This is a genomic window from Paenibacillus sp. JJ-223 (genome assembly GCF_927798175.1).
Classification (GTDB): domain Bacteria; phylum Bacillota; class Bacilli; order Paenibacillales; family Paenibacillaceae; genus Paenibacillus; species Paenibacillus hubeiensis.
This window is the reverse complement of the sequence record NZ_CAKMMP010000010.1, coordinates 242,284-260,651: the sequence shown is the minus strand read 5'-3', so window position 1 is coordinate 260,651 and position 18,368 is coordinate 242,284. Positions and strand designations below refer to the sequence as shown.

Below are 18,368 nucleotides of genomic sequence, written 5' to 3'. Positions count from 1 at the left end.
AATATATATAATATATAATTATAATAGACAAAACCTATAAATCGATTAACAAAACAGCCTACCGAGCATGACTTTCGCTGCTTCATAGGCTGCTTCGTTTTTCATTTGTTTTTTCAAAAACGTCCGTAATCTGCTTAGTCCTATCCTACGATGAGTCCGTATACGATGCCCGGTCCATGCACGCCGATCGTCAGGTCATTTTCGATATCCGATGAACGGCTTGGCCCCGAAATGAAATGAATGCCTGCCGGGAGATTTTCCCTTCCGACTTCGTCAAATCGACTCAGCGTCTCGCCCAGCCTTGTATATAGACGATCCACAGGAATGATCAGGATGAGAACCGTGGGTAACAGGCTGACCGAGCGCCCTTTGTCCTTGGAGGACAACACCGTCACCGAGCCGGTATACGCCGTGGCATAATCCGCCATGACCACGCCGATGTCCGCTTCGGCGGCGCGGGCTCTCCAGTTTTCTTCAGGCAGCGAATTCCATACGGATACGCTAACGCCCTGCTCGAGGCTCGATTCAAGCGCCAAATCTTCAAGCTCTTTTTCGTTTTGCCGAATGATGTATTTTGCGCCAAGCTCCCGCGCCTTGCCAACGATGAAACCTGCCGCTTCCTCCATGCTCGGCACTCTCGCAATATGGGCCCCGACGCTGACAAAATTGTCCGTGAACGCCTGAATGCGTTTCTCCGTGTCCCACTCCAGCTTGTTCCAGAATGTCGGAGCGCCGCGGAAAGGCTGGACAGGCGCCTGCATCTGCCTCGGTCTGCCCAGCCTGGATGCGATGCCGTTCATGAATTTCTCCTGTTTCTCGCGCGACTTTCGCTCCAAAGCGGCAAGCCAATCCTGATGCTCAGTGTGCATGCCCCCCGCCTCCTTTTTCGCGTTCCTGCAAAATCCGTTCCATGCGCTGCTTGACAGAGGCATCCATTTCTTTGGGGTGCCGGTTCAGTTCCTCATCCAACCTGTTCCATTCCTGGCGGAAGGATCGTTTGGCCAGGCTTGGCGCAACGCGATACGTATTCCAGCCCTTGAGCGGACCCAATTTGAGCGAAATGCCGTTATTGCGCACAACGGCTTTCTGGCCGATCTGGCCCATGCGGACTGCGGCAGCAAACCGTTTGGAGTTGGAGGCAACCGCGGCAAAGCCCTTCATGCCAAGGCCCTCCAACCGGTTGCCATTCCCGCTCTCCACCTTGCGCCTGCGCAGGTATACGAGCATGTCGTGCAGCGGTATTTTGACCGGACAGGCCTCATAACAAGCCCCGCACAGACTGGATGCGCTTGCGATATCGTTCCATTCGTCAATGTTGCCATTTAGGGCAGGCGTCAGCACCGCGCCGATCGGTCCGCTGTATGTGCCGCCGTAGGCATGACCGCCAATGTGCCGATATACCGGGCACGCGTTAAGGCAAGCGCCGCAGCGTATGCAGTTCAGCAGCTCTTGAAACTCCGGATTGCCCAGCTGCAGCGAGCGGCCATTGTCGACGATGATGATATGCATCTCATCCGGACCGTCGCCGTCCTCAGAGCGGCGCGGGCCCGTAATGCCGGACATGTACATCGTCAGCTTCTGGCCCGTTGCCGAACGCGGAAGCAGGGTTGCCATGACCTCCAGATCGGTCCAGGAAGGAATGATCCGCTCCATGCCCATCAGCGTAATTTGCGTTTTCGGCACGGTCGATACCATGCGGGCATTGCCCTCGTTTTCGAACAGCACCATGGAACCCGTCTCCGCAATCGCAAAATTGCAACCCGTCATGCCGATATCCGCTTCCAAAAACTTCTCGCGCAGTTTCTTTCGCACAAATCCTGCAAGCACGGTCGTATCCGGCTCCAGCGTCTCGCCAGCCTCCTTCGAGAGCAGCTCGGCAATCTGGTATCGGTTTTTGTGAATGGCCGGAATGACGATATGCGAGGGCGCTTCCCCTGCCAGTTGAATAATATATTCGCCAAGGTCGGTCTCGATCGCTTCGATGCCGGCCGATTCCAGCGCATGGTTCAAATGCACTTCTTCGGAAACCATGGACTTCGACTTGACGACCGAAGACGCCTGTTTGTGCGCGGCGATGTTCAGGGCAATCGCGGCAGCCTCCGCGGACGTGTCCGCAAAGTGAATATGGACTCCGTTCGCCCGGGCATTATCCACGAATTGGTTCAGATAGTAGTCCAAATGGGCAATCGTGTGCAGACGGATTTGCCGTCCGCGCTCACGCCATTCGTCCCAATTGCCGTGCTCCTCCGACGCTGATTTCTTGCCATTGCGCAATCGCTCGGTCGTGAACTTGACCGCTTTTCGCAAAAAGTCGTCGTTCAGCGCAAGCTCCGCCCGCTCCTTGACCGTCACTTCCATAGGTCCTGCCTGGCTCATCCTGTCTTCACCCCCTCATACAGCAATTCGGCCAGATGCATGACACGCACCGGCTCATTCCGGTACCGCAAATTGCCCGCAATGTTCATCAAACAGGCCATGTCCAATCCGACAAGCACCTCGGCCTCGGTTTCTTTCACATGGTCGACCTTTTCCGTGACCATCGCGCCGGAAATGTCCGGCATTTTCACGGCAAACGTGCCCCCGAAGCCGCAGCAATCCTCCGCAAACGGAAGCGGGACGAATTCAAGCCCCTTGACCGCCTTCAACAGCGCCAACGGCTCATTCTTCACCCCGAGCAGCCTGCTGCCATGGCAGGACGGATGATACGTGACTTTGTGGGGAAAATGGGCCCCCAGATCGGTGATGCCGAGCACGTTCACCAGAAATTGCGTGAACTCGTAAGCCTTTGCTTCCAAACCTTTGGCTTTCTCCAGCCATACCGGATCGTCTGCGAACAGTTCCGGATAATGATGGATCATATACGTACACGACCCGGAAGGACATACGACGAAATCGCTGTCGTCAAACGCCTCCAGAATCGTTTTGGCCGCTGCCCGCGTCTCATCCCAATACCCGCTGTTGTAGGAAGGCTGGCCGCAGCACGTCTGTATCGGCGGGAACTCCAGCCGTATGCCGTGAGCGGCGAGCAATCTGACCATGGCTTCCCCCACACGGGGATAGATGGCATCGCTGAGGCAGGTAATGAACAAGGAGACCTTCATGATTACACGCTCCCATTATGGATTGATAATTTCCTGCACCGCATCTATACGGTGGTGATCGTAATGTTGTAAACCTTTAGCCGTTCGAGCATTTCAGGATCGGGCACCTGGTCCGTAATAATGTTATGCACGGCCTGCAGCCCGGTCACTCTGGCAAAAGCCCGAACGCCGAACTTGCTGGCGTCGGCCAGCAGAATGACTTGATCGGATATGCCAACCATTCTCTGTTTCAGCCTGGCCTGAAGTTCGTTCGACTCGCTGATGCTGCCGCTTTCCGGATGAACGCCCTTGCAGGACAAAAACAATTTGTCGACATGGTACGTCTCCAGCGAACGTTCCGCAAGCGGCCCGACAAAGGACAGCGACCGCTGCGCCAGCTGTCCGCCGGTGGAAATGACCTCGATCTTGTCCTTGCTGCTTAGCTCCGTCGCCACCTGAATCGAGTTGGTAAGCACCGTCAGCGGGATGTCCGGCATGCTGGCGGCCATGTACCCGGCGGTGGTGCTGGCATCCAGCAAAATCCGGTCCCCCGGTTCAATCATGGAGACCGCCGCATGGGCAATCCGCTTTTTCTCCTCGGCCTGCGTTGTTTCCCTCACCCGGTAAGGAATTTCAGGCTGGTCTTCTTTGACGCTGACGGCGCCGCCGTGCGACCGGCGCAGCCGTCCGGCCTGTTCCAGCCGGTCCAGATCGCGCCGGATCGTTTCCTCCGTGACGCGGCAGCGCTCGCTCAGTTCGGATACGCGCATGCTGCCGTTCAGGTTCACCAGCTCGACGATCCGGTCGTATCGCTCTGCCGCCAGCATGGCTACACCTCGCTCCCGGTACGCGATTGGGCCAGGCCGGTCACCTGCAGGAATCGGCCGTATGCATGGTCCCAGACGGAGCGCTGCTCCGGCTCGTACTCCTTCACCGGGAACGAATCCCGAATGACTCGGCGCGCCTCCCAAATATCCTTAAACGCTCCGCTGGCGATCCATTGCACTGCCATGTTGCCGATCGCGCTGCCTTCGGCCGGCCCTGCCCATACCGGCTTGCCGATCGAATTGGCCGTCCACTGGCATAACAACCGGTTCTGGATGCCGCCGCCAACCATATGCAATCCGCCAAAGGATTGTTTGGACAAACGCTCCGTCCATTCCAGCACGATGCGGTACTTCAGGGCCAGGCTCTCCAGGATCGAACGCGCAACCGCGCCTTGATCTTGCGGTTCAACCTGGCCTGTGCGGCGGCAGTATTCACGGATGCGGCTGGTCATATCGCCAGCAGGCAGGAACAGATCATCGTCGGGATCGAACAAGCTCGCGAACGGAGCTGCATTCTCCGCCTGCTGCAACAATTCGGCATAACCGATCGCCTGCCCCTCGCGCTCCCATTCCCGCATGCTTTCCTGCAAAATCCACAGACCCATAATGTTTTTGAGCAGCCGGAATGTGCCCCCGGCACCGCCTTCATTCGTAAAGTTAAGCGCCAAGCTCTCTTCGCTAATGGCCGGCCGATCGAGCTCCGTCCCCATCAGGGACCATGTTCCGCAGCTCAGATACGCAAACGAACGCTCCGTAGCGGGGACTGCAACGACGGCAGAGCCCGTATCATGCTCCGCTACGGCGACGACAGGAATGCGTGCAATGCCCAGATCACCGCTGATGCTGCCGCGCAGCTGTCCAACTCCGGTACCCGGCATGACCGCTTTTCCGAACAAATGCTCTGCCACACCGATGTGCGCCAGCAAGTCGCGATCCCAATCTCCCAAGATGGGATTGTACATCTGGGTCGTCGTGGCGTTGGTGAACTCGTTCACTGCATCTCCGGTCAGGAAATAACGCAGCAGGTCAGGGATCATCAGGAATCGCTGCGCTCCATCCAGCAGCGGCGAACCGCCGCGGCGCAGCGCAGCCAGTTGATAGAGCGTATTGAAGCTCAGGAACTGAATGCCCGTTTTTTCGAAAATCGCCTTCCGACCAAGCTCCTTGCACACTTGTTCCATCATGCCGCCAAATTGCGTATCCCGGTAATGATACGGATTGCCCAGCAGTTCGCCGTGGCTCCCGATCAGCCCGAAATCGACGGCCCATGAATCGATTCCCAAGCTCTCCGGCTGTTCCCCGCGCTGCTTGACCAGCGTAAGCCCGGTCAGCAGTTCATGATGCAAACGCAAAATATCCCAATACATCCGGTCCCCGACCTTTACGGGCTCGTTCTTGAAACGATGGACTTCCACCGTTTCCATTTCCCGGTCATTCAGATGACCCAGCAGCGCTCTCCCGCTGCCGGCGCCCAAATCGTATGCCAGCACACTCACTGCTCTCCACGCCCTTTCTCATTCTTTGATTTCAGAAAAATCAGTCTTCATTCTGTTACGTTTTCTGCGATTTATTGTTTGTTTATTTTTGTTTAATACTGTTTAACTTTATTTTATGAGTATAACATCATTGTAAGCGTTTGAATACCCTGCGATTTGTTTTCTTTTGGGCATCACAAAAACGGCCCTTTCCAAAGAAGAGCCGTTCTTGTCCCAACCATTGGCTTAAAATTGTCCATGTCCGACATCGGATTGCGTCTGTTCCTCGCGTTCAAAATGCTTGAAGCGGGTCCCCTGAAACGTCAGCATCCCTTGGTCTTGCTCAACGATCCGGCCGTAATCGCTGCCGCTGACGCGAAATTCTATTCTCTCGCCGTTATCCAGCTCAAAGGTCAGGAAGTACGAGGTCGATGTCCCTGTGTCCCCGGCCCCCCCGCTGACATTTGTACGCTTCGCCACGACGGTGGAATGCAAGGTCAGAAGAGGTGACGCATTGTTGGAAGACCAGCTGCGCAATCCGGAGATAATGGCATAACCGATCGTGACTGCGATGATCACGAACACAGCGCCGATAAAGATCGTGCCGAACGTCTGCATGGTGTTAAACTCGTTGACTTGGGAAAAAAAGCCGCCATTTCCTTCAAAACCGGGAACATCATTCATATCGTCGAAAACGCCGAAACCGTCCATGATCATCGTCCCTTCCCTGCTGATCTTGTCCGTATAACTATATGAGCCTAATCAGGAATACAGACGTTCAAGTTCGTCCACCAGGCTGCCTACGTAAGCTACCGCGGTACGGATTGGATCGGGACTGGTCATGTCGACGCCCGCTAACTTCATCAGTTCCTGCGGAGAAAGGCTGCCTCCTGCCTTGAGTGCTTCGAGCCAGCGGTCCACCGCAGGCTGTCCCTGCTCCCGGATCTGCTGCGCTGCAGCCGTCGATGCCGTCAGCCCTGCCGCATAGGTGTACGGGTATAATCCCATGTAGTAGTGAGGCTGCCGCATCCAGGTCAACCTGGCGGCCTCATCCACGATGAGATCCGGCCCCCAGAATTCGGACAAAACTTCCCCTTTGAGCTGGCTCAGCAGCTTGGCCGTTACAGGCTCATCCTTCATTGCGCGTGCATACACCCGGCGCTGCAGCTCTCCCTCGAGCAGATGGGTTACGTAATTATGGTAGTACGTGTTCAACAATTGCGAAATGACCCAGCGCTTCATTCTCGGATTGTCGGAACGCTTCAGCAAATGGTCTGCCAGCAGCATTTCGTTCATCGTGGATGGAGCTTCAATGAAATAGAGCGACGGACGGGTATTCGTGATTCGCTGGTAACGACCGGCCAGCATGAAATGGCCGGCATGGCCCACTTCGTGCGCCAGCGTGAATGCTCCGCGCATGTTGTTCGCCCAGGAGACCAGAATGTAGGAATGCGCGCCGTAAATCGAAGAGCAGAATGCCCCCGTCGATTTGCCCGCATTGTCCGCATAATCCACCCAACGCTCGCTGAATGCCCGCGATACGATCTCGCTGTATTCGGGACCAAGCACAGCGAGCGCTTCTTGAATCAATTCGCAAGCTTCCTCATAACTAATGGCAGGGCTGAATTCCGGATCAAGCGGTGCCTTCAGGTCGCAGAACATCAGTTTGTCCAAGCCGAGCTCCCTCTTTTTGAGCGCGGCTAGCCTGCGCATATGCGGTGCCAGCTCTGCCTGGATGATGTCGAGCACGTTATTGTACATCTCTTTGCTTACCTGCTGCGGATGAAGAAGCATCTCCGTGACGTCTTCATATCCGCGCAACCGGGACAAAACGACCTGTTTCTTCACTTCGGCACCATATGCCTCGGCAAACGTGTTTTTGTACTCGTTCAGCTTCGCCCCAAAGGTTGTATATGCCGAACGTCTGAGCTCAGTGTCCGCGGACATCTCGTAATTATTTTCATAGAATGACCAGGAAAGCGGCCGCTCATTGTCTTCCCCGTCCGTCACGGGGTCAAATGTCATGTCGGCAAGTTTGCCTCGCAAATAAATGCGATAAGGCGAATCCATGAATTCTCCGAGCGAGGCAAGCACTTTCTCCGTCTCTGCCGACAGGCGATGCTTCTTTTCCTTCAGCAGCAATTCCAAACTGCGGGCATACGGCTCAAGCGCCGGCAATTCACGGATATACCTCTCCATCGTTCCATCGGGAAGATCGCTGATTTCGGAAGAAATGAACGACAACGAGGACGACAGGCCCGATACGATATCGCCCGCTATAGCAGCGTTTTCGAGATTCACCGGGTTGGTGCTGTCCTCCGACTGTTTAAGGCGGGCATAGGCCGCTGCCTTGCCAATCCGTTCCTGCAGCGCTTCGCGGGCGTCCAGGCAGCCAAGCAGCTGTTCAGGGCCTTCACCGAGGCGTCCCTGGAACGCTTCGATGATCGCGGTCGCCGCTTCCGGAAGCGAACGGATTTCTTTTTCCCATGCTTCGTCGGTGGCAAACAAATCCTGCAAATTCCATGTCGATTCCAGACTTACTTCTGCTCGTGTACGTATCTTGTCCATTGTATATCTGATCCTCCTTTTATTTCCAATACTCTCATCCTATCATATTCGGATCATGAATACCTGACATTACTACATTGAACCCTCTGAAATCCGGCACGGCTGCTGCAGCTCATTGGTCATGTTGATGAAAAAAACCGCAGGATCACGGGAATGAATTCCCTCCTGCGGCTTTGCTTATCGCGCTTCGTTGCTCTATAAATCCGACTTATGATGACGGCTCACGATTTCCAAATGACGTTTTCCCCGTAATTTTTGCCCCAATCGTACATGGCGTGCAGCACGGGCATCAGGCTCTGTCCATGATCAGTCAATGAATATTCCACCCGTGGAGGAACTTCCGCATAAACCTTGCGCTCGATCAATTGGTCTTCCTCCAGCTCGCGCAGCTGGTTCGTCAGCATTTTTTGCGTAATGTGGGGGATCAGACGCTTCAGCTCACTGAAACGCTTGGTGCCTTCCAAGCCGAGATGCCACAATATTATCAGCTTCCATTTGCCGCCGATCACGGCAAGGGTCAGCTCTTTTTCGCAGTTGATTTCCTTCAAGTTGATTCTTTCCTTGACTTCGGCTGCCATTCTCCGAGCCTCCCATCCTCTTTCGTTATGCGAATAAAAACAGTATCTTCATTCTACTATAGCAAGCAGCGGATGCAAAGCGCCATCGTCGTTCATGCCCCTTGCTATTTGGGGACGCAAAAAAAGATCGGAGTCCCGACTTTTTTTCGGGATTCCGATCCGCCTTTATGCTACTCCAGGTTCGCGTGCCTGCCGAACATGTCCGCTCCGGTCATGCCCTTCATGTCCATCAGTGTCAGCACCAACGCGTCCATGCCTAACAACAGTCCCTGCTCAAACAGGGAACCCATCGGCTGGCTCGTGATAGCCGATCCGGACGAGGCCGTCTCTTCCTTGGCCGAGGCCGGGATTCGAACGGTCGTGTCAGCCCATTGGCCGATCGTGGATTCGGGCTTGATCGTGATCAGCCCCACTCTCGCTCCGGCGGCCGCAGCCTTTTTTGCCATCAGCGTCAGACTGCCTGTCTCACCCGATCCGGAGCAGAGCAGCAGCAGATCATTCGGGCCAATTCCTGGCGTCACGGTTTCGCCGGCCACATAGGCTTGCATCCCCATCTGCATAAGCCGCATAGCAAACGCTTTGCCCATGAGTCCCGAGCGGCCTGCCCCGGCTACGAACACTTGCCCGGCCTGAAGAATGTGCTCGGCCATGGCATGCATTTCGGCATCGTCGATTTGGCTGAGCGTGCGCTCCAGCTCTTTCAGAATGTCAGCCGCATGTTGTCTGCTGCCCATTCCGCTTAACCTTGTTTGACCAAACGTTGGATTTCGGACGCAACCGCTGCTTTGTCAGCCGCGCCTGTAATGCCGCCGCCCACGATTACAAGATCCGGTCCGGCCTTGATGACTTCTGGAAGTGTTTCCAGTTTGATGCCGCCTGCAACGGCCGTTTTCGCGTTGGTTACCGCGCGTTTGATCGTTTGCAGATCCTCGAACGGGCTTTGGCCGGCAGCCTGCTGGTCATAGCCTGTGTGCACGCAGATGTAATCTACGCCAAGAGCGTCAACTTCACGCGCGCGTTTCTCCAGATCTGCCACGTTGATCATGTCCACCAGAATTTGTTTGTTTTGTTTTTTCGCTTCTTCTACGGCACCTTTGATCGTCAAATCATTCGTTGCGCCCAGAACCGTTACGATATCGGCACCTGCTTCAGCTGCTTTCATGATTTCGTAACCGCCCGCATCCATGATTTTCAGGTCAGCCAGCACTTCCAGGTTCGGGAATGCTTCTTTCATAGCTTTTACGGCATGCAAACCTTCGTTGATGACGATCGGCGTACCGATTTCGACGATGTCCACGTATTGTTCTACTTCTTTCACAAGCGCGATTCCGTCAGGGATGTTTACGAGGTCCAGTGCCAATTGCAATTTCATAAGTATGGTCTCCTTTTGTCGTTCGATTATAATGGGTAATGGGTTAGCTTGCACGTTGAACGTTCACCCGATGCATGCAATGTTCATTTGGTTCACTTCATCATTGTAGGACCGAACTTTCCGTTCTGGAAGTACGCACTTTGAAGTGATGTAGTTACCTGCACGAAACTATTGACCATATTTCGTTGTTATACGAAACGATTAAGCGCACAAGTTCACTTCGAACTCATGCCTTCCATTATTGCTTCTGGACCTGGATTCGCTCCGTTCGTCCATTCCAATCGATCTCCAGAACAAATTCGGGTTCATCCAACACCGCTGTGATTTGATCACCTCGCCGTTCGATCACGGGGTCAAAAGGCAAATCCTCTCGCACGCTGATGTTTCTGCTGATGAATTTGTATTTGATCCGTTCGATCGTGCCAGCGTCTTCCCCGATATATTGAATCGTATAGCGATAGCTCAGGATATCGTCGTTTCCTTGTATTGTGCTGTTGGCACGCCAGTTCTCGCTTTCACCTGCGTACGTGTACAAATGGGAGCTGGAACAGCCTGCTCCGAACATCATCAACATAACCATGAAGCAAGCAGCGCAAATGTTTTTCATCCCTTTTCCTCTCCTTCGTATCGATTGTTTCGGAACGCGGAGTGGGGTCCGATAATGGATTACGGCAGTCTTCTATTCATGTAAAGCGTTCTCTCGTCTTTATTTGGTACCAAACATCATAAGCAATGTCCCGTCCTCTTTGGCAAGAGCAATGTAAATGACGCCTCCCATCGTTCCTGGAGGGAGTGTTCCTTCAATTATCCATGCTTCCGCAAACGGATTATAGCTAATCGCGAACGGCGTCTCCTCCAGAAAGCGAGGAAAGTGCTCCGCCAAATATGGAAAGATAGCAGATGCAGCAGCGTGTTCATTACCCAGCTCGCCAAACGCAGTTTTCACCTTCATCCGGTCCTGCTGGGCAAGAGTTTCCCGATCGGCAAAATAAAGCTGGTGTCTGCCAAGCAAATTTTCATCGTGTAAATCCCGTTCCACCAAACCGTATTCGATGACCGAATTTTTCTTGCGGACGTGATGTTTGCTTTTTTTCTTATCGTCGACTTGTACCGTAATTTGATGGACTCGAAGACGATCGCGCTCCAACTCTTGCTCTTGGATCATTCGCTCCCAATGTTCCATGAAATCCATCTTGAATCACCCTCTAGAGCTTTATTTGTACAAATATCTCTCGAAACCATCTTGCATCCCGAAGTGCCTGAGATAATATCCTTCTCTGCATCGGGCCATCAAATCATCCAAAAGTGGATCATTGTCGAACTGAATGTACCCCGTCAAATAAAGGACGATCAAATATTCCTCAAAACGCAAGTTGCCGAGTACCATTTCCTCTTCTTCCATACCGTAAAATACATCGATTTCAAAAACCAACAAATTCGATATTCCACATAATGTTGATCCCATTATCAAGGCAAATTCCATCGTTTCATAATCAATGTCATCATCCTTGTTCAATTTAATCAATTCCTTGATGGCCTGTTTGTCCTCAAACACATAGGCCCCTACGGCCTGATCAAATCCGGCATAAGGATCATTGCGTAAGTACGAGAACCGCTCCAAATCGACCTTTTCGGCACGATACTTCTTGGTTAACCGATCATGGATCTGATCCAAGTTGAACGGGTTTGGAATATCCAACATTTTCTATATTAACAATCTATTATGCCATACACAATGAAATTGACCTGATATTTACATTTTGGATACATCTCAAATGAATCCACACAAAAGGCCACTCCCTTCGCGATGGAAGAGAGCGGCCTCTTGAATAATTCACCCCTTGCCTATTAGGCAGGGTACCTCATCTAAGCGTTATATGCTCAAACTTGCTTACAGGTATACCGGTTTAACACATACAGGCTTGGATACCCCTGTGCTGTGGCCTGTATATTTCAGGCGGCCCGATTCTTGGTCCACCGTAAAGGTAACGATGTTGTTGGTGTCGCGGTTAGCCGCGATCAGCAGCTTGCCGCTTGGGGTCAAAGCAAAGTGACGCGGATGCTGCCCTTCAACGGATACTGTCTCCACATGCGTCAGATGGCCCGTCTCCGCGTTCACCGCGAATACGACCAGGCTGTCGTGACCACGGTTGGAACCGTACACGAAACGTCCGTCGTTGGAAACGACGATTTCAGCCGTCGTATTTTCAGCGCCGTCATAGCCGTCTGGCAAGGTCGACACGCTGGCGATCTCGGTCAAAGTGCCTGCTTCCGCATCATAGCGATACGAAGAAATCGAGGAATCCACTTCGTTGATCACAAATGCGAACTGGCCGTTCGGATGGAATGCCAGGTGGCGCGGTCCTGCGCCCGGATGCGTTTTGGTTTCGCTATGCAGCACGAGTTCGTTTTTGTCCGCATCGATCGTGTAGATGGCAATTTTGTCGGCACCCAGATCCTGTACCATCAGGTATTTACCATCCGGCGAGAAAAATGCGGAGTGCACATGCGGTTTTTCCTGACGTGCAGGGTTTGCGCCATGGCCTTCATGTTTTTTCTCATCCAGAAGAACGCCGACTTCGCCGTTGTCCGTCACCGATTGCAGCCCAACAAGCCCACCATGGTAGCTGGACAGAATCAGATAACGACCGGAAGGATCGCGCTGGATATGGCAAGGCGGAGCGGTCAAGGAGTTATTGCGGTTAACGAGAGCCAGTTTGCCCGTGGACGGGTCAATGCTGAGCGCTACCGCTTCGGACATTTTATTTCCTTCGGCAGAAACGGCTTCACCGATGGCATATACTTTGTTGTTTGCTGCATCCACGTTGACGAACGTTGGATTTTTTACGCCGGAGATCCCGTCCAGCTTCGACAAGCTGCCTGTATCCTCATTCAATTCGTATGCATAAATGCCCTCATTTTCAGTTTCGGCATAAGAGCCGGCGATCACGAGCAAGCGTTTGTTTTCACTCATTACGGTATCCTCCTAGTATGTGTATGTAATCTCGTTGTACCTCTTCTATAATAAATCTGCCATATCAAAATAGCAATCCGACTCCCGGTGAACACCCTGATCGGCCGTGTGAAAAAAGCCCGTTTTCTGCTATGATGGGATAGGCTTTTCCAACTAGAGAAGGGATTGAAACGGATTTGTTGCACTCATTTTTATTGACACTGTACCACGTATTTTTGCCCATTTCGCTTCCGGTCATCGGAGGCATGCTGCTGAAAAAATTCAAAAATTGGGATACGCGTCCCCTGTCCGCTTTTTCCCTGTATATTTTGAGCCCGGCGCTCATCTTTGATACACTGCTACATGCCGAAATTACGTGGACCGACGTGTGGGGAACCCTCTGGTTCTCGATTCTCAACCTGCTTGCCCTCTGGCTGCTCGCCGCCCTGCTGAGCCGCATGTTCCGGCTGGAAGCCAGCGAAAAAGCAGGACTCACGCTCGTATCCACGTTTACCAACTGCGTAAACTACGGGCTGCCTTTGGTGCTGCTTGCTTTCGGACAACTGGGGCTGGACAAAGCCTCCGTATACGTCATCGGACAGATCATCATCGTGAATACGCTGGGCATCTTTTTTGCCGCAAGATCGGAATTTTCGGGCAAACAAGCCGCATTGTCCGTCTTTCGCATGCCATCCATCTATGCGGCGGTCATCGCCATCATCCTGAGGACGTTTGATCTGCATCTGCCCGAAGCCGTCGACGGCGGCGTTAGCATGATCGCTGCCGGTTATGCACCCGTCGTACTAGCCATTCTGGGTGCCCAAATGCTGCGCCCGCGCGGTACGTCAGAACCTTGGCCCGCCAACGTGCGCCGTGCCTTCTGGACGGGGATTGCCATGCGCCTGGCTGCGGCGCCGCTGTTGTCCTACGCGATCTTGAAAGCACTCCAAGTGGAAGGAACGCTGTTCAGCGTGCTGCTCATCCTGTCCTCCATGCCGACGGCAGTCAATGCCGTCATTTTGGCTGAGCAATTCAATGCGTCCCCGCAGTTCGTTTCCCGCTGCATTTTGTGGACAACCATTGCTTCGATGGCCATCCTGCCCTTTATGATTGTGGCTGTTTCCTGATCAGCAATGATGCGGGCGTGTGGGAAGCCGCCGCCTGGCGCCGCTTCTCCAGCCTGCGTTCATGGCGCCGTCTGAGCGCCCGTACATACAATATCTTCACCACGAAGTAAGAAACAAATCCCAATAACACCCCGAAGACGGACATGCCTGCCAAAATGTCCAACCCCCCAAGCAACAGTTCCTTCAATGCAAACCAATTGCCGCGGAACAGCTCCATAAAAGCATTTTCATGCAAAGCTCCCTGTCCCATGCCATGGGCAGGCAAAATCCATGACCCAATCTGTTTCGCCAAAGGCATAAGCAAAATGGGCAAAAACGTAAGTTTGCCGATCACGTTGCCAACGATAGCTGCCGGCAACGAACCGCCGGACAACCGTACGATCGGATAAAATGCAAGGTAGATCAGGGATGCCGTCGATATGACAATCAGCTCCAGGCCAAAACCAAGAGCAAATCCGATGGACACCTTATGGGCGCCTCCCGGTGCACGCAAAAGCTTCACGAAATTGAGCTTGAGCGCACGCCCGAGGCGGGCCAACCGGGTCGATTTCCGTTTTTGTGTGTTCATGCCGTGCTTCCCCTTAGTTCGACAAATAACGACAAATCCCGTCGTCTTCTTCTCAGTATATCACACCGCTCCCGCTTCTGCCGTAGTGATGACAGGCTGCGTCTCGATCGTTACATTGCCTGCGACCGCTCTGGAAATCATGCAGGATGCCTCGGCCTTGTGCGCGAGCCGTTCTGCCTTCTCAAGCTGCTCCTGTGCTGTATCGGCCTGCAGTACGACATGAGGTTTGTGAACGATCCGTTCATACGTGAAAATGTTGTTGGTCACGTCCACCGTCGCTTCCGATTCCAGCGTCAGCTCTGCAGGTGTAATGCCTGCTCGCTCCAGCATGGCAGCCAGCGTAATCAAATAACAAGTGGATGCGGCGCCAAGCAGCATTTCGTCCGGGTTGGTGCCCGTACCCGGACCGCCCATTTCCTGCGGAATCGAAATAACGCTTTTCAGCCCGCCCGCGTCGATGTGCCCCTCGCTGTTGCGGCCTCCGTTCCATACCGCTTTCAAGTGAAAAGGATGTTTCATTATATTCATTCCTTCCTGTGTTTGCTGCATCGGAGTGTTACCCGACTATACGCGTATGCATTCGATGGATTGTTCGGCCAGGCTCTCGACGATCTGGCTGTCAATGCCTTGATCCGTCACGATGGTGGCCACGCTGCTGAGCTTTGTCACTCGCGTAAATGCCTGGATATTGAATTTGCTGGAATCCGCAAGCAAAATCACTTCGTCCGCAATGCTGATCATCTTCTGTTTGACGAGCGCCTGCAGCTCGTTCGATTCGCTGATCCCTTTGGTTAAGTGCACGCCTTTGCAAGAAAGGAACAGCTTGTCCACATGGTAGGCATCCAAAGAGCGTTCGGCCAGAGGCCCGACGAAAGACAGCGATTTGGAGGCCAACTGCCCACCGGTCGAAATGACTCGGATCTGTTCCTTGCTGCTTAGCTCGGCAGCGACCTTGATCGAGTTGGTCAGCACCGTAAGCTGAATGTTGGGCAGTCCCGCAGCCATATACCATGCCGTTGTGCTGGCATCCAGTGCAATGCGGTCCCCTGGTTGTACCATTTTCACGGCTTCGTTCGCGATTCTCCGCTTCTCGTCCGCGTGTGTAACCGCCCGCTCCGGGTACGGAATTTCCTGCTGCGAATCTTCCTTGTATTTGATGCTGACCGCACCGCCGTGGGATCGCCGCAACCGACCGGCCTGCTCCAGTTTGTCCAGATCGCGGCGGATCGTTTCTTCCGTTACGCCGCAGCGCTCGCTTAGCTCGGTTACGCGCATGCTGCCTTGCGCATCCACCCATTCCACAATTTTTTCATAACGTTCTGCAACGAGCATGTTCTTCACTCCACATCGATAATTTCCATGGCCAAGCCTGTTCACCCTATCATACCACAGCACTTGCCTACGGAAAATTTCAGGAAGTACAAAAAAAGGGGGACATTGCCCCCTTCAGTTACAATAATTCCCTCCATACACCTCTCGAAGGGAGCGCTTATTTAGCTACCGGGAACCATCCTGGTGTATTGATGATCGCCTGCCACAAGCCATCTGGGATGACAAGCCGCTCCTGGTCCGATTTGGTCAGCACCGTCTCGATATCCTCTTCGCGACCGCTTTCGATTTTTTCTACCCAGTCCGGCTCAATGATCAGTTCGCGGCCGAGAGCAAGCAGCGGCAAGCCGGTTTGCAGCGCTTCTGCCGCCTCGTCCGCCGTATGAATGGAACCTACCCCGATGACCGGCAATTTGCCGCCAACGCGATCCAGGATGAATTCGATGCGGGAACGAGTATCAGCTTCGCCGCGTCTTGGTTTGGACCAGAATTCGTTCAGTGAAACGTGAAGGTAATCCAGGTTTTTCTCCTTGAGTGCATCTACCAGAGCATAGGTTTCCGTCATGGTCAGCCCTGGCGTTTCAGGTTCTTCCGGCGAGAATCGATAGCCAACGATGAATGGCGATTTGGCATGATCGGCCACAGCCTTCTGTACTTCGTCGATCACGGCCAGAGGGAAGGTCAGACGTTTCTCGATGCTTCCGCCCCACCGGTCTTCGCGGCGATTGGAATGCGGGGAAACAAATTGCTGGATAAGATATCCGTTCGCGCCATGAATTTCAACGCCGTCAAAACCGGCTGCGATGGCACGGCGAGTCGCTTCACCGAAGTCCTTGATGATGCCGTTAATCTCTTCATCGCTCAATTCTCTTGGCAGCGGAGATCCCGGGCGTTCGCTTGCTACCGCGCTCGGTGCCACGACCTGACCCGCGGGAACGGCCTGCTCGGGCGTCAAGCGGCCGGCATGGAAAATTTGCAGCACTGCTTTGGAACCTTGCTGTTTGATCGTCTCGGCAAGGCGGGTGAGGCTTGGAATGAAACGATCGTCATACGCGGCAAACTGTGCCGGAAAACCAATGCCGTTCGGCGTAACGTATGTAACCGCCGTAACGGACATGCCTGCGCCTCCTGTGCGGCGTGCGTAGTATTCCAGTTCCGCATCCGATACGGTGCCGTCCGGATTGGAGGACATATGCGTCATCGGAGCTAACACGATGCGGTTTTTCAGCGTAATGCCGTTCGGCAGCGCCACAGATTCGAATAAGGGAGCGTATTTGGGATTCATGAATGGTTTCCTCCTCTTATATAAACCGCACTAATCAATCACACAAAGCCACTGCGAGTGCAGTACCATCTTTCGATCGCCGTTATCGCCATGATTTTTTGATTCCCCTTCTTTAAGGAGAAAATCCGGTGATAAGCCTATGCTTCCGATGCAGCTTTCTTTCAGAAAGCTTTTAGGCGAACGCTTCGCTTCTCCAGATTGGTTCTGCCTCTCCGTTTACGTGTGTATGTTTTTTGCGGTTTATATATATCTTTTTTTATAGATATACGAATATGCATTTCAAATACTGTAATTATTATAGTTACTATTCAAACACAATTCAAGTTCTCGTTTGAAATCATGCCAAAAGGACGGAGGCACCAGGCACTCCGCCTTATAAGTGATGTTATAGTGATGTAACTGGCCATCGCTGACCGACAGCGAGAACGAAGGTGCGGCATACGCGCGCTATGTGCTCTTTAACTCGCACCCGTCAATGGCGTACATAAGCCAGCTTCAGTTCCATCTCCTCCACGCACTCGTAGCTGTCATGATCATCATTGGCTACCATCGGCGTCACCGGATACATCTTCATCTCTGTGCGATTGTAGGATTTGAGCAGCGGCAGCAGCTGCGTTACGCGTGTATTGGCCGGATCCAGCCAAGCGTCGATTTCCTCATCGGACAGGATGGCCGGCATTTTATTGCCGAATTCGCGCGTAATCAGGTTGGCGCCCGTCATGATCATGGTGCACGTGCGAAGCGGCTGTTTACGGGTATCTTTCCACACTTCGTACAGACCTGCGATGCCGAACAGTCCACGATCGGGCATGACGACACGGACGGCATAGCTCTTTCGGCCTTCCTTCCGCCAGTAGTACAGACCGTTGCACGGTATGACGCAGCGTTTGGTTTCGACCATTTTCTCGTAGGAAGGGTTCTCGTGCACCGTCATCAGATTGGCGTTTACGGCATCGCGTCCCCAGAACGGAATGAAACCCCACCGGAATTCATCCAGTACGCGTTCACCATCCTGATGCAAAATAATCGGCGTATGTTGAGTCGGGCTGATGTTGTACCGGTTTTTGTAATAATACATTACCCGCTCGATTTTGAAGTGATCCCTGACCTCATCCAGATCGGCGGCTAACGAAAAGCGGTTGCACATGAAAATCGCATCCTTTCCCTGCTTGGTGTTTCATGTATTGTTTGTAATTTAAGGGAAAT

Annotated in this window: 20 protein-coding genes; 1 reads left to right on the top strand and 19 read right to left on the bottom strand. The window is 53.3% G+C overall.

The window, feature by feature from the left end; translation table 11 throughout:
- Positions 1-140: 140 nt before the first annotated feature.
- The 14 genes from L6H98_RS18925 to L6H98_RS18860 form a co-directional block, all read right to left on the bottom strand.
- Entirely contained in the window at positions 141-869 is a 729-nt protein-coding gene (locus tag L6H98_RS18925; protein WP_236417412.1) for a lactate utilization protein C, read from the bottom strand.
- Positions 859-2,376, bottom strand: a complete 1,518-nt coding sequence (locus L6H98_RS18920; protein ID WP_236417411.1) for a LutB/LldF family L-lactate oxidation iron-sulfur protein — start codon at positions 2,374-2,376, stop codon at positions 859-861. The genes L6H98_RS18925 and L6H98_RS18920 overlap by 11 nt, the downstream gene beginning before the upstream one ends.
- Positions 2,373-3,101, bottom strand: coding sequence for a (Fe-S)-binding protein (locus L6H98_RS18915; protein WP_236417410.1), 729 nt, complete (start codon positions 3,099-3,101; stop codon positions 2,373-2,375). Before L6H98_RS18915 ends, L6H98_RS18920 begins: the two co-directional genes overlap by 4 nt.
- 44 nt (positions 3,102-3,145) lie before the next feature.
- Positions 3,146-3,907 (bottom strand): DeoR/GlpR family DNA-binding transcription regulator, encoded by a 762-nt coding sequence (locus L6H98_RS18910; protein WP_236417409.1) that lies wholly within the window; start codon positions 3,905-3,907, stop codon positions 3,146-3,148.
- Between the two features lie 2 nt (positions 3,908-3,909).
- Positions 3,910-5,403: a rhamnulokinase family protein gene (locus tag L6H98_RS18905; RefSeq protein ID WP_236417408.1), complete on the bottom strand. Its 1,494-nt coding sequence runs from the start codon at positions 5,401-5,403 to the stop codon at positions 3,910-3,912.
- Between the two features lie 225 nt (positions 5,404-5,628).
- Positions 5,629-6,099: a DUF2500 domain-containing protein gene (locus tag L6H98_RS18900; RefSeq protein ID WP_236417407.1), complete on the bottom strand. Its 471-nt coding sequence runs from the start codon at positions 6,097-6,099 to the stop codon at positions 5,629-5,631.
- 45 nt (positions 6,100-6,144) lie between these two features.
- Positions 6,145-7,950 (bottom strand): oligoendopeptidase F, encoded by a 1,806-nt coding sequence (gene pepF, locus L6H98_RS18895; RefSeq protein WP_236417406.1) that lies wholly within the window; start codon positions 7,948-7,950, stop codon positions 6,145-6,147.
- 221 nt (positions 7,951-8,171) lie between these two features.
- Complete coding sequence (locus tag L6H98_RS18890) at positions 8,172-8,528, bottom strand: helix-turn-helix domain-containing protein (protein ID WP_236417404.1); 357 nt, start codon at positions 8,526-8,528, stop codon at positions 8,172-8,174.
- Positions 8,529-8,698: 170 nt separating this feature from the next.
- Positions 8,699-9,262, bottom strand: a complete 564-nt coding sequence (gene hxlB, locus L6H98_RS18885) for a 6-phospho-3-hexuloisomerase (protein WP_236417402.1) — start codon at positions 9,260-9,262, stop codon at positions 8,699-8,701.
- Positions 9,263-9,267: 5 nt separating this feature from the next.
- Positions 9,268-9,900 carry a 3-hexulose-6-phosphate synthase gene (gene hxlA, locus L6H98_RS18880; protein ID WP_236417399.1) on the bottom strand — a complete coding sequence of 211 codons (633 nt, stop codon included), beginning with the start codon at positions 9,898-9,900 and terminating at the stop codon, positions 9,268-9,270.
- Positions 9,901-10,138: 238 nt separating this feature from the next.
- Positions 10,139-10,507 (bottom strand): hypothetical protein, encoded by a 369-nt coding sequence (locus L6H98_RS18875; RefSeq protein ID WP_236417397.1) that lies wholly within the window; start codon positions 10,505-10,507, stop codon positions 10,139-10,141.
- A 99-nt stretch (positions 10,508-10,606) separates the two neighbouring features.
- On the bottom strand, positions 10,607-11,092 hold the full coding sequence (locus L6H98_RS18870) for an NTF2 fold immunity protein (RefSeq protein WP_236417395.1): 486 nt from the start codon (positions 11,090-11,092) through the stop codon (positions 10,607-10,609).
- A 21-nt stretch (positions 11,093-11,113) separates the two neighbouring features.
- The gene (locus L6H98_RS18865; protein ID WP_236417393.1) at positions 11,114-11,602 is read right to left on the bottom strand and encodes a pyruvate kinase; all 489 of its coding nucleotides are present in this window, start codon (positions 11,600-11,602) and stop codon (positions 11,114-11,116) included.
- A gap of 189 nt (positions 11,603-11,791) precedes the next feature.
- Positions 11,792-12,874, bottom strand: coding sequence for a lactonase family protein (locus L6H98_RS18860; RefSeq protein ID WP_236417390.1), 1,083 nt, complete (start codon positions 12,872-12,874; stop codon positions 11,792-11,794).
- A 176-nt stretch (positions 12,875-13,050) separates the two neighbouring features.
- On the opposite strand from L6H98_RS18860, the gene L6H98_RS18855 reads away from it, so the two are divergent.
- Positions 13,051-13,980 (top strand): AEC family transporter, encoded by a 930-nt coding sequence (locus tag L6H98_RS18855; protein WP_236417389.1) that lies wholly within the window; start codon positions 13,051-13,053, stop codon positions 13,978-13,980.
- Here L6H98_RS18855 and L6H98_RS18850 read toward each other — a convergent pair.
- The 5 genes from L6H98_RS18850 to L6H98_RS18830 form a co-directional block, all read right to left on the bottom strand.
- Positions 13,958-14,548, bottom strand: a complete 591-nt coding sequence (locus tag L6H98_RS18850) for a DUF2062 domain-containing protein (RefSeq protein WP_236417387.1) — start codon at positions 14,546-14,548, stop codon at positions 13,958-13,960. The two genes, L6H98_RS18855 and L6H98_RS18850, sit on opposite strands and share 23 nt — an antisense overlap.
- A 60-nt stretch (positions 14,549-14,608) precedes the next feature.
- Positions 14,609-15,067: an OsmC family protein gene (locus tag L6H98_RS18845; protein ID WP_236417384.1), complete on the bottom strand. Its 459-nt coding sequence runs from the start codon at positions 15,065-15,067 to the stop codon at positions 14,609-14,611.
- Between the two features lie 45 nt (positions 15,068-15,112).
- Positions 15,113-15,880, bottom strand: a complete 768-nt coding sequence (locus tag L6H98_RS18840) for a DeoR/GlpR family DNA-binding transcription regulator (protein WP_236417383.1) — start codon at positions 15,878-15,880, stop codon at positions 15,113-15,115.
- A 157-nt stretch (positions 15,881-16,037) separates the two neighbouring features.
- On the bottom strand, positions 16,038-17,162 hold the full coding sequence (locus L6H98_RS18835; RefSeq protein ID WP_236417382.1) for an NADH-dependent flavin oxidoreductase: 1,125 nt from the start codon (positions 17,160-17,162) through the stop codon (positions 16,038-16,040).
- 472 nt (positions 17,163-17,634) lie between these two features.
- Entirely contained in the window at positions 17,635-18,309 is a 675-nt protein-coding gene (locus L6H98_RS18830; protein WP_236417381.1) for an SOS response-associated peptidase, read from the bottom strand.
- Positions 18,310-18,368: the final 59 nt, after the last annotated feature.